We start from the raw sequence: 12,303 nt of genomic DNA on the forward strand, positions 1-12,303 counted from the left end.
TAGTTTCAAATAATAAATCAAGTTAAAAATTTATTTAACGATTATCAATTTTTTCTGGATAAAGATCATGATTAACTAAACGGTTAAAAGCAATTGTTTCCCATCTAGTATTAGGCTTTCCATAATTACAATAGGGATCAATAGAAATCCCTCCACGGGGTGTGAATTTTCCCCACACCTCAATATATTTAGGGTCCATTAACTTAATCAAATCTTTCATAATAATATTTATACAGTCTTCATGAAAATCACCATGATTTCTAAAACTAAATAAATACAGTTTTAAAGACTTACTTTCAACCATTTTTTGATCAGGGACATAACTGATATAAATGGTAGCAAAATCTGGTTGTCCAGTAATCGGACAAAGACTTGTAAATTCAGGACAATTAAATTTCACAAAATAATCATTTTCAGGATGTTTATTGTCAAAAGTTTCTAATACTTCTGGAGCATAATCATCTTTATAAATAGTATTTTTATTTCCTAATAAAGTTAAATTTTCACTCATTATTTTATTCTCCTAATAATGGATCGATAATTCCATTTTTTAAAAAAGCATTTTGACGATCGCGACAAGTTCCGCAGGTTCCACAAGGCTTATCATTTCCTTCATAACATGACCAGGTTAATTCATAAGGAACTTTTAACTCTAGGCCAATTTTAACGATTTGAGCTTTTGTCATTTTCACAAAAGGAGCTCTGATTTCTAATTGATGACCGCTTCCTTCATAAATTGCCTGATTCATAGCATTGTTGAAAACATCACTGCAGTCAGGATAAGCATTACCAGCAGCATCATCGCTATGAGCACCGTAGTAGATAACACTACAATTTTTAGATAAAGCAATACTAGCAGCAGTAGATAGAAATAAACCATTTCTAAAAGGAACATATGTAGAAACCGGATTTCCTTCAGTTTTAGCTAATTGTTTAGCGTATGATTCATGAGGAATATCACGGTTGGAATGTTGTAACAAAGAACAATCACTATAAGCAAAGATTTCAGTTAAATCAAGATAAATATGTTCGACTTGATAATAACTTATAATATTATTTGCTGCTTCAATTTCTTTTTGATGTTTTTGACCATAACTAATTGATAAGGCAATGACATTATCTTTACCATAATTATCAATAGCCATGGCTAGAGCAGTAGTAGAATCCACACCACCGCTAAATAATACTAATGCTTTCATTTTTATCTCCTTAATATAAATATATCTGTAATTTATCTTCTGTTTCAAAACGGCCTGACAAAGTACAAGTCGTTGTCAAACTATTGACTTTTTTTATTCCTCGTGAGGACATACAGCTATGTTTTCCTTTAATGATAACAGCAATATCTTCAGAGTTAGTTATCAGTTTCATGATTTCAACGATGTCACTTCCAATTCTTTCTTGAAGCTGAAGGCGACGGGCTGCCATATCGGCAATTCGGGCAATCTTACTAAGACCGATTACTTTATCATTAGGAATATAAGCAACAGTAACTTTCATATCATACATTAAAGCTAGATGATGTTCACAATAGCTAAAAATATCAATATCTTTAACGACAATAACTTCTTGATTGGCAAAATCGAGGTCATCATCGAATGTTTTGTTAAACATCTCAGCGATTTGCTTGTTTGTATAATTCATGCCGGCAAAAACTTCTGCATACATTTTAGCGACTCGTTGAGGTGTTTCTTTTAAACCCTCACGATTTGGATCATCACCTAGGGCTTCAATAATTCCATAAATATGTTTTTCAATTTTTTTAGTATCGATCATTTTAAACACCTCGTTTATTCACATCCCAAATATATTTATGTAATTGTAATTGCATAAATATATTGTTTAAGTGATGTTCAATCATATAATCAACAATTGTACGAGGTTTAATCATATCAAAGACAGGGCTAAAATAAACTTTGACACGGTTTGTAAGATCGTACGTTTCAATTATTTCTTTTGCTTTATTCAAATCAGCGAGATCACCAATTACAAATTTAACAACATCATTTTTAGTTAGATATTGATAATTATCCAATAGCATGTATTCTTCCATCTTACTGCTAGGCGTTTTATAGTCTAAAGTAAAAAGTGGGCGGAGATCATCTGTAATGAATGGCTTAATATCAATACTGCCATTGGTCTCTATTTCGACACGATAATTATTTTTTAATAATAATGTAATTAATGAATCGATATTTTTTTGTAATAACGGTTCACCACCAGTTAAAGTCACATTAATAACTTTATTCTTATTTAAATAATCTAAAATATCTTGATCAGTTAAGATTTCATATTTAGCATTTTTACCATTAGCATATTTAGTATCACAATAACTGCAATTTAAATTACAGTTATAAAAACGAATAAAAGCAGCTAGTTGACCAGCTCTACTTCCTTCGCCATTAATACTAATAAATTTTTCAACGACACGATAATTATTCATCTTTTCCTCGATAGCTGGCACAGTTATTTGGGGTTTCATAAACATCGATACAATCAACATCATAACTTTTGGCTAGCAGCTCATAAATATATTTAGCGAGATTTTCTGCCGTTGGTCGAAATGGTAAATCAATAATTTTAAAATTTTCATCATTTAATGCCTGGTATAGTTTTTTTGATAAACTGCCTTTTTCAATAATCAAAGCATGGTCTAAATCATTGGTAATTTTTTTTAAATCATTTTTAAGATCTTTGAAATCAATGATCATGCCATTATTTTGCTGGTTATTAAGCAGTTCTTTACTTTTGATAGTTGCAACGATTTTCCAGCGATGACCATGAATATTGGCACATTTACCATGATAGCCATGTAAAAAATGAGCGCTATCAAAGCATTGTTCAGTTTTTAAATAATACATTCTTCCTCCTTCTATACCATCAAATAAAAAAGCAGGCTCACTAAAAAGCCTGCTTCAAAACAATATAAAAAAGCATAGCCCTAGTTTTGTTTATAGACAGGATGGTACAAATGAACTGTCTAGTAATAATGGTAATTGTTTTTTATTAATTGTCAAGATAATTGTATAATAAAAGATAAAAAATCCAAAATAAAGATAGAAAAGTTAAGAATTTGTTAATATTTGTTAATAGTATTTGCATATTGTAAATTTTATGTTAAATTTACTTTGGATATAAAATAAACTGTGTAACAGGGGGATAAAAATGAAACTTACAGATTTATTTGCCATGTTTGGTGGACTAGCACTATTTTTATATGGGATGACAATGATGTCTAACGGTTTAGAATTAGCTGCTGGAAATAAAATGAAAAGTATTTTAGAAAAACTTACTACTAATCGCTTTTTAGGCGTTGGTGTTGGAGCGGTTATTACAGCAGTTATTCAATCATCATCGGCTACAACGGTGATGACTGTTGGATTTGTTAATGCTGGATTGATGAAATTAGAAAATGCAGTTTGGGTAATCATGGGAGCTAATATCGGGACGACTATTACTGGACAATTGATTGCAATCGATATTACGGCTTTAGCACCAGTATTTGCCTTTGCAGGTGTGGCACTAATTGTTTTTTTTAAGAGTAAAAAGTTAGATGCTTTTGGTAGTATTTTGGCAGGTCTAGGAATTTTGTTTATGGGAATGGATATGATGTCAAAAGCAATGGTACCACTAAGAAGTTCGCCTGAATTTGTTAATATTGTTAGTACTTTTGAAAATCCATTAATAGGGATTTTAGTTGGGGCTATATTTACAGCTATTATTCAGAGTTCTTCGGCATCGGTTGGGATTTTACAGGCTCTTGCTAAAAGTGGTGTAATTACATTACCCTCAGCAATTTATGTATTATTTGGACAAAATATCGGAACATGTATTACGGCTGTATTAGCCAGTATTGGAACGGGAAGAAATGCTAAAAGAACAACGATCATTCACTTATCTTTTAATATAATTGGAACAATTATCTTTGTTGCTATTAGTATGCTGTTCCCATTTGCACAGTTGATGCAATCATTGACTCCAACAAATATTCCAGCACAAATTGCCAATGTGCATACAGTATTTAATGTTGTGACAACGATTCTTTTATTACCATTTGGTAATAAATTAGTTAATTTAGCATATATGATCCTTCCTGAAAAAGATGGGTTTGAAGATAAACTATCAACAAAGTATTTAGATGCCTCTATTTTTACTAATGATTATCATATTGGTACAAGTGCGATTGTTAATACTCAATTATTTAATGAAACTCAAAATATGTTAAATATAGTTCAAAAAAATGTTCAAAGATCTTTTGAATTAATTGCTAATTACGATGAAGGAAAACATGAAAGATTATTGAAAGATGAAAAATACATTGATTATTTAAATAAAGAAATTATTCAATTTACAACTAATGCAATTTCTTCTGAATTTCCAATTGATGAATCAAAATCTATTGGCTTATTTTTAAAGACTTCTGGGGATTTAGAACGGGTTGGAGATCATGCAATGAATATTGCAAAGAGAGCTAAAAAGCTTCATGATGATGGTGAGAGTTTTTCAGATGAAGCAATAAAAGAAATTTCAATCATGAATGATTTAACAAGAAATATTTTAGAAGAATTAAATGCGTTAAATCGTGAAGAATTACATAATATTGTAGAAAAAGTAGATATTATTGAAGATAGTATTGATAATACTACACATGAGTTCTCTGTTAATCAGTTAAAACGTTTACGTAATAAAAAATGTACTGTTGAGCATAGTGCTCTATATACTGAAACACTAATTGATTTTGAAAGAATTGGAGATCATGGATTAAATATTGCAATTGCTTTTAATGAAATTAAAGATGATTTAACATCAATGGCATAGTTAAAATAATCTTGATACTAAATTAGTATTAAGGTTTTTATTTATTCAAGTGATAATCTATTCTTAATTATTTGTAGATAAATAATAAGGTGATATAATTATTGGATAGAAAAGAGAGAGTGATATAATGAAAATTGATAAGACATATGCAGTTTACTTTTCACCAACATATAATTCAAAGAAATCTGCTGTAACTATAGCAAGAGGACTAGAAGGCGAACTTACAGAAATAGATTTAACTTTAAAAGAAGAAATTTCTAATATCCAATTTACACGACATGATGTAGTTGTATTTGGTTTTCCTGTATATGGCGGTAGAATATTAAAGGAAGCATTAAAACGTTTAAAGTTAATTCAAGGGGAACATACCTCATGCATAATAACTGTTACTTATGGTAATCGTCATTATGATGATGCTCTACTTGAATTATTTAATGTGGTCAAAAGTCAGGGTTTTATCCCGATTGCTGGAGCAGCATTAGTTGGGGAACATACTTATGGAAGAATTCAAGTTGGCAGACCAGATCGCAATGATTTATATCGTGATGAATTATTTGGTAGTTTAGTACGTTTGAAACTTAGAGATGATAACTTTTCTTTTGTTTCAGTTCCTGGTAAATATCCATATAAAAAAGGAGGGCAAGGTGGAAGCTTTAGACCAGATACAAGTAGTAAATGTAATAAATGTGGTCAATGTGTGAAAATGTGTCCTGTTAATGCAATCAATGATGATTGTAGAAATATTGATGAAAAGTGTATATCTTGCTTTAGGTGCATTCGTATATGTCTGATTAAAGCTAAAAATATGGATCATGATGAAAAATATCAGGCGTTTGCTAAAGAGTTTAGTGAAAAGCTGATTTCACCACGTGAAAATGAATATTTTATTTAAATGTTTGAATTGAAGTTTAGATTGACAGCTAAACTTCTTTTTTAATTTCATTAAATAATATTAAGATAATTGTTATTTTTTTAATATAATATGAAATAGATTGTAATGTAAACGTTTTTGAAATAAAGTATAATAAATTTAGGGGTTATATTTTTATAACAGAAAGTATGAAAAATGGGAAAAACTTATGTAAGCTATTATTAGCATTAATAACAGTATTGACAACAATAGTAGTACCTTTAAATATTAATGGTACTTTTGCAATTGTTGAAAATGCGTAATTAATAATAAAGCAAATGGGTTAAATGTAACAAGTTACACATCAGAATCATGGTCAGTTATGACAAATGTTTTAAAAAAAGCAACAAGAGCATTAGAAGATCCAGAAGCAACACAAGAGGAAGTAGACAATGCTAAGGATCTCTTAGCAAAAGCAATCGCAGAATTACAAATAAATTCTAGTATATCTATGAATACAGAAAAGATAGTATCTACAGTAAAATCAGGAAATCCAACAGCAAGTGTAAAAACTGGAGCTACAATTAGTTTAATATATCCACTTGTAGAATTAGCTGCAGCATCAATTGTTTTCTATGAAAATAAGAAAAGAAGAGGTATTAGATAAAAAAATATTGACTACCTAAAATTTTTCTAGATATTTGAGTTGAAATATTTGGAAATTTTTATGTTAAGATTATACTTTATAAATAATATAATTTAAAATGTGTTATTTAGAAGTAATAAATTTTGATAATAAAAACATTAAATTTTTGTCTTTTATTGTTGGGAAAATTTTGATATTTAAAAAAGAAAATATATCTGTGTTAACGTTCAGCGAAAATGTCACCAAAAATGAAGAAGGGTTCAACTAGTGAGAACCCTTTGTTTTATTGTCTAATTCTTGGATGAGATTATTTAAGTCTTTGTGATTGTTAATCACAACTTTTCTGTTTTTATGATTAGTACCAACTATTGCACAATCATAAATTCTACCTATATATTTCATTCTTACTTTGTTTTCCAACACAAAATATAAAACAGTAATTTCCGTTGATGATCTGATTTTTATGACTTCTCCATTATTATCATATGGAACATAATAATAACCTTCATAAGAAAACATATTACCTTCAACGATTTTTCTTTTATTTGAAATTGTAAATACTAAATTTAAATCATAATTTTCGGTTAATTCTACAAATTCATAGATTGGATCAATGGGTAAATGCGCAAATTTTTCATTTAGATATTTTATATAGAAGTCATTGAACCATAAGTTTAGCTGATCATAATCTTTTATTTTAAATCTAATAATATCATTCGGTAATCTTCGTTGTGCGGTTCCATTGTATCTTTCTATTAATCCTTTTGCTTGTGATGTATTAGCGAAAATCATTTCAATACCGAGCTTTTCCATCATTAATCCAAAAGATGTCGTATTACCTTCAGAACTTTTAAAAATAGTATGTTTGTCTGAATAAATCGCTATGGGAATTCCTTTTTTTCTAATAATCAGTTCCATTATTTTACAATATCCAAACATACATTCGTTTTTGGTAAACCATCCTGCAAGTATATCATTGGTTGCATCATCTACAGCCATATGTAATGTGTAGAGCTGACCATTACCAAACCAGTCAAAAGGAGTTCCATCAACTTGAATAAGCATACCAGCTCGAGGACTTCTTTTTCTTAATAAATGTAGAGGAGAAGCTCTTTTATGACTTCTATGTTTTACCGGAGATGACCACTTGAATTGTTTATAAAGGCGCTGAAAGAATGAAATACTTCTAGGTTTAAGCTGATATTTTAGAACATCAAGCTCTTTAGATGGATTGAAAATAACATCTTCAAGATAAATATCTCTAAATTGTGATATAGTGATATTAGGGTATAGTTTTTTGAAATTGACGATATAGTCAACTTCAGTATTTGAAGCACGGTTATTGGCGGCCAAACCTTTATTGCCGTGAATCAAAGTGGAATCTATACCTTTTTCTTTTAATGATTTAGAAATACGAATAAGTTGACGCCTAGAATAGCCAGTAAGAATAGATAATTGATCATAAGACATATTTAAATCACCATTTATTTTTTTAGACAACAGATCAACAATTTCTTTTTTGTCCAATAAAAAAACCTCCTTCATATAACATGATAGAGGATAATTTTAACAAAGAGAATACTGGTGACATTTTCGCTGAATTTTGCGGTGACATAATTGTTGAATTTTAACAAAGAAAATATATCTGTTGATGTTATTTTAAGAAGGTGATATAATTAATATAGATGGCAGATGTTAATAGGATTGTTACTTTAATTAGGCAAGACCGTAATAAATTATACCTTTGGTATAACTTTTTGCGGTCTTTTTAAATTTGCAATCTAAATTTATTAAAAAGGAGGGAATCATTTAAACCATCAGCCAAAAAGATAAAAAATAGGAGAGAAGTAGAAGTGAAGAATAAGACGGGAAAAGTATTAAAAAGTGCATTAGCTGCGTCATTTGCTTTTTCATTAGTGACCGCAAGTCCAATTCAAATAATGGCAGAGCAAAATACAGGTGATGTAACTGTAGATGTTTACCCTAAACCACAAGAAATCTCATATATTTCAAATGAAGGTATGAGTTTAGAAGGTGAAGTAAATGTTGTGGTTCATGGTGAACAAGATGAAGCAACATTAACCAAATTAGAAAAATTATTACAGGAAAATAACATTAGCTATGTTATTTCTGATGAAGTAGATGATCAAAAAGCAAATATTTTAATTTCTTCAAATAATGATCATTGTGATGAGTGTGCTGAAGACTTAGGAGGGAACAGCCAAGTTTTAAGTGAAGAGCAAGGGTATATTTTAAGTGCTAGTGATGATGTTAATGAAAAGGGCGAAATTAAGATCATTGGGGCAGATAGTGATGGAGCTTATTATGGAGTTGTAACATTATCACAAATGTTAGAACAGAAAACTGATGGAAAAATTGCTGAAACAGTTATTTCCGACTATCCAAGTGTTAAATTAAGAGGGTTTGTAGAAGGATTTTATGGGTATCCTTGGAGTTTTGAGGATCGTTTATCACTAATGAGTGAATCAAGCGAATTTAAAATGAATACATATATTTATGCCCCAAAAGATGATCCATATCATAAAGATCAATGGCGTGAGTTATATCCAGATGATAAAGCTGAAGAACTTCGTCAATTAGCTGCAGAGGGTAAAAAAGATAATATGAGTTTCTGTTGGAGTGTACATCCAGGAAGTGGATTTAACTATTATACAGATGATGATTATAATTCTTTAATTGCTAAATTTGAGCAATTATATAGTTTAGGAGTTCGTCAATTTGGTATTTCTTATGATGATTTAGGTGGTTCCGTAAGTGGGTCACAACATGCTGATATTATTAATCGTGTTAATAGAGAATTTGTTCAGGTAAAAGGTGATGTAAAACCATTAATTGTTGTTGGAACACGTTATTGTAATGGATGGGGACCTAGTATGTATTCATACTTTAAACCATTCTGGCAAAATTTAGATGACGATGTTGTGGTAATGTGGACAGGTGCTAATACTATGTCAGCTATTACTAAAGAAGCTTATGAATGGCCAAAAACTCAAACTGGTGTAACAGGCAAAAATCTTGCTGCATGGTGGAATTATCCAGTAAATGATTATTGTGATGGTAACTTAATGATGTCTCCATTAGAAAATCTTGATAACGATGTTGATAATTTAAGTGGATTCTTCTTAAATCCGATGTCACAAGCAGAGGCAAGTAAGGTTGCTATTTTCTCAGGAGCAGATTATTCATGGAATATTGGTGGTTTTGAAAGAACAAGCAGTTGGGTTAGAGCAATTGATGAATTAGTTCCAGAAGCAAGTGAAGCATTCCAACGTTTTGCTGATAATATCTCATATATTAAGGATGGATTTGAATTCGATGAATCAAGATATTTAGTAGATACAATTGATGCATTTAAAACTGCTCTTCAAAATAAAGATGGTGTAATAGAAGCAGCTTCAGCATTAAAAGCAGAGTTTACAACAATGAAAAATGATGTTGCGGCTTTAAGAAATGTTGAAGATAAAAACTTATATGAAGAAATTGAACAACACTTAAATGCTTATGAAGCAGTTGCTGAGGCAGGAATTGCAAGTATGTCAGCATTTATTGATGCCCAAAATGGTGATGTTGATGCTTGTTTATCAAATATTAATACAACTGAAATTAAGCTAAAGGAAGCTGAAACTTATGAAGTGGAAAGTTTTGAAACAAACGGTACAAAAATGAATGTTGTTAAAGTTTGTGAAAAACGTATTAAACCACTATTAAAAGATTCAGTGGATCAAATTAAATCTACTTTAATGGAAAATGTTTTCCCTGAAAGTGAAGCTTCTATAATCGGAACTATGTCAGGATTAACTGATAAAACAGTAGAAGTTAGTAAAGGAAATTATGAAGTAAATGCAATTAGTGGTGTAATGAATCCTAATGAAACGGTAGGTCTTGTTTTACCAAAGGCAATGAAAGTTGCTAATGTTTCAGTAACTGCTGATAATCTTGATAATTTAGAAATTCAATATTCTATAAACGGAGTTAACTGGATAAGTGCACAAGGTACTGTTGAAGACGGAACATTAAAAGCAACAATTGATACAACGGCTACATATGTAAGAGTTGTAAATAAAAATGATAGCAGTATTAATGTTACTATTGATAAAATCATTGTAGCACCAGTATATAATACAGGTACTAGAACAGTGGAAACTGATTTAGGAACTTATGGAAATTATGTTATTTCTAATGCGTTAGATGGAAATATTGCAACAAAATTCTATTCAAGTGCTGGAGCAACAGTTGGAAGCTATGTTCGTGTTGATTTAGGGAAAGAAATTCCTTTATATGATGTAGCGATATATTATGCAGGTAATCCAAAAGGTACTGAATATGGAATTGATGGATTTGCCGCTACAAAATTAGAAATCTCAACTGATGGTGTAACTTGGATACAAGTTGGTGACATTATCAAAGATGAAAACTACCAATCTAAAACAGTTAGCGGGCAATTGGTAAGTGAAGCAGCATACAATGCCCAAGGAGAAATGGCTCGTTATATTAAATTTAGTGCAACTGAATCTAGTGAAAACTGGGTACAAGTATTTGAAATTCCATATAATGAAACAGTTAATGTATTAGGTGATGATAGTATTGATATTGTTGATACAACTATTACAACTGGCAATGTTGGAAACTTATATGACCGTGATTTAACAACTGCATTTGCACCAGATAGTGTAAATGATGGTGATACATTAACTTATGCAATGACTTCAATCACTAATGTTGGAACATTGACAATTATGCAAAATCCAAGTGCAATTTGTAATGCAACTGTAAGTATAAAAGATGTTAATGGCAGCTGGAGTGAAATTGGTACTTTAGATAAAGGTACAAATACATTTGATGTAAATAAAACTATTTTAGAAGTTAAGTTGACTTTCCATGCAGGAAATCCAACACCAACTATTTATGAAATTATTGCAAGACAAAGAACAGAAGTTGTAGAAGCAAATAAAGTAGCTTTACAAATAGCGGTAGATACAGCTAATACTCTAAAAGATCAAGGAGCATTAAATAATGTTGTGCCTGCTGTAGTGGCTGAATTTGAAACTGCACTTGCTAATGCTAAAACAGTTTTAGCTGATGATTATGCTGATCAAACTACGGTTGACAGTGCCTTCTATCGCCTAGCTAACGCTATTCATATGTTAGACTTTACTAAAGGTGATAAGAGTGCTTTAGAAGCATTGATCAAAGAAGCTGAAAAATATGAAGAAGAAGACTATACAACTGATTCATGGCAAGCATTACAAGATGCCTTAGATGCAGCAAAAGAAGTAATAAATGATGAAAATGCTTTAGAAAGCGATGTTAAAGATGCTTTAAATAACCTAACAGATGCAATCGGAAACTTAGTTTTAAGAGCCGATAAATCAAGATTACAAGCATTATATGACATGGTAGAAGGATTAGATAAGAGTCTATATACAGAAGCAACTGTAGCTAACTTAACTGAACCAATGGCAAATGCTAAGGCCGTATTAGCAAACGTTGATGCAACACAAGAAGAAGTAGACAGTGCATATGAAGCATTGATTAGAGCATACTTAGACTTAAGATTAATTCCAAATAAGGATTTATTAGCAGAATTAATCAATAAAGCAAATAGTTTAAATGCAGCAAACTACAGTGCTAAATCATGGTCAGTAATGACAAATGCTTTAGAAGAAGCAAAAGCAGTATTAGCAAATGAAAATGCTGATGAAGCAGCAGTAAAAGCAGCAATTGAAGGATTACAAGCAGGTATTGATAATTTAGTAGCAAATTCTTCAACTTCAGTAAAACCTGGTGATACAACTAACTTAATTAATTCTGGAGATAAAACAGTAAGTGTGGATACAGGTGATACAACTAACATGATTAGTGTGCTAGGATTAATGGCATCATTAAGTACAATAGCTTATCTTAAGAAAAAGAGATTTAATAGATAAAATATTGATAATTGTTAGTCAGCTTATTAGTTGTTATTAGT

Annotated in this window: 10 protein-coding genes; 4 read left to right on the top strand and 6 right to left on the bottom strand. The window is 30.5% G+C overall.

What is annotated here, in order from left to right; all coding sequences use genetic code 11:
• Positions 1–34: 34 nt before the first annotated feature.
• Genes queF through queD form a run of 5 tightly spaced genes read right to left on the bottom strand, consistent with a single transcriptional unit; the run spans position 35 to position 2,861 of the window.
• Positions 35–511 carry a preQ(1) synthase gene (gene queF / locus OC535_RS11150; protein ID WP_024721210.1) on the bottom strand — a complete coding sequence of 159 codons (477 nt, stop codon included), beginning with the start codon at positions 509–511 and terminating at the stop codon, positions 35–37.
• 4 nt (positions 512–515) lie between these two features.
• Complete coding sequence (queC, locus tag OC535_RS11155; RefSeq protein WP_264467777.1) at positions 516–1,199, bottom strand: 7-cyano-7-deazaguanine synthase QueC; 684 nt, start codon at positions 1,197–1,199, stop codon at positions 516–518.
• A 10-nt stretch (positions 1,200–1,209) separates the two neighbouring features.
• On the bottom strand, positions 1,210–1,776 hold the full coding sequence (gene folE / locus OC535_RS11160; protein WP_227053242.1) for a GTP cyclohydrolase I FolE: 567 nt from the start codon (positions 1,774–1,776) through the stop codon (positions 1,210–1,212).
• Between the two features lies 1 nt (position 1,777).
• Positions 1,778–2,443: a putative 7-carboxy-7-deazaguanine synthase QueE gene (queE, locus tag OC535_RS11165; RefSeq protein WP_227053241.1), complete on the bottom strand. Its 666-nt coding sequence runs from the start codon at positions 2,441–2,443 to the stop codon at positions 1,778–1,780.
• Positions 2,436–2,861: a 6-carboxytetrahydropterin synthase QueD gene (gene queD / locus OC535_RS11170; RefSeq protein ID WP_227053240.1), complete on the bottom strand. Its 426-nt coding sequence runs from the start codon at positions 2,859–2,861 to the stop codon at positions 2,436–2,438. The genes queE and queD overlap by 8 nt, the downstream gene beginning before the upstream one ends.
• Before the next feature lie 304 nt (positions 2,862–3,165).
• Between queD and OC535_RS11175 the strand changes: the two genes are divergently transcribed.
• The 3 genes from OC535_RS11175 to OC535_RS11185 all read left to right on the top strand — a co-directional run bounded on the left by OC535_RS11175 (position 3,166) and on the right by OC535_RS11185 (position 6,335).
• Positions 3,166–4,818, top strand: coding sequence for a Na/Pi cotransporter family protein (locus OC535_RS11175; RefSeq protein ID WP_498823855.1), 1,653 nt, complete (start codon positions 3,166–3,168; stop codon positions 4,816–4,818).
• Between the two features lie 127 nt (positions 4,819–4,945).
• Positions 4,946–5,710: a 4Fe-4S binding protein gene (locus OC535_RS11180; RefSeq protein ID WP_227053238.1), complete on the top strand. Its 765-nt coding sequence runs from the start codon at positions 4,946–4,948 to the stop codon at positions 5,708–5,710.
• A 280-nt stretch (positions 5,711–5,990) separates the two neighbouring features.
• The gene (locus OC535_RS11185) at positions 5,991–6,335 is read left to right on the top strand and encodes an FIVAR domain-containing protein (RefSeq protein WP_227053265.1); all 345 of its coding nucleotides are present in this window, start codon (positions 5,991–5,993) and stop codon (positions 6,333–6,335) included.
• Positions 6,336–6,578: 243 nt separating this feature from the next.
• On the opposite strand, the gene OC535_RS11190 is transcribed toward OC535_RS11185, so the two are convergent.
• On the bottom strand, positions 6,579–7,841 hold the full coding sequence (locus OC535_RS11190; RefSeq protein WP_498823036.1) for an ISNCY family transposase: 1,263 nt from the start codon (positions 7,839–7,841) through the stop codon (positions 6,579–6,581).
• A 326-nt stretch (positions 7,842–8,167) separates the two neighbouring features.
• On the opposite strand from OC535_RS11190, the gene OC535_RS11195 reads away from it, so the two are divergent.
• Positions 8,168–12,262 carry a beta-N-acetylglucosaminidase domain-containing protein gene (locus tag OC535_RS11195; RefSeq protein WP_227053025.1) on the top strand — a complete coding sequence of 1,365 codons (4,095 nt, stop codon included), beginning with the start codon at positions 8,168–8,170 and terminating at the stop codon, positions 12,260–12,262.
• Positions 12,263–12,303 lie beyond the last annotated feature (41 nt).

The organism is Clostridium sp. Marseille-Q5894, from assembly GCF_946902305.1.
In the GTDB taxonomy this organism is placed as follows: Bacteria; Bacillota_I; Bacilli_A; order Erysipelotrichales; family Coprobacillaceae; genus Thomasclavelia.

Excerpts from the sequence above, each read along its gene's own strand:
- queF (WP_024721210.1), bottom strand. The coding sequence starts at position 511 with ATGAGTGAAAATTTAACTTTATTAGGAAATAAAAATACTATTTATAAA.
- queC (WP_264467777.1), bottom strand. The coding sequence starts at position 1,199 with ATGAAAGCATTAGTATTATTTAGCGGTGGTGTGGATTCTACTACTGCT.
- folE (WP_227053242.1), bottom strand. The coding sequence starts at position 1,776 with ATGATCGATACTAAAAAAATTGAAAAACATATTTATGGAATTATTGAA.
- queE (WP_227053241.1), bottom strand. The coding sequence starts at position 2,443 with ATGAATAATTATCGTGTCGTTGAAAAATTTATTAGTATTAATGGCGAA.
- queD (WP_227053240.1), bottom strand. The coding sequence starts at position 2,861 with ATGTATTATTTAAAAACTGAACAATGCTTTGATAGCGCTCATTTTTTA.
- OC535_RS11175 (WP_498823855.1), top strand. The coding sequence starts at position 3,166 with ATGAAACTTACAGATTTATTTGCCATGTTTGGTGGACTAGCACTATTT.
- OC535_RS11180 (WP_227053238.1), top strand. The coding sequence starts at position 4,946 with ATGAAAATTGATAAGACATATGCAGTTTACTTTTCACCAACATATAAT.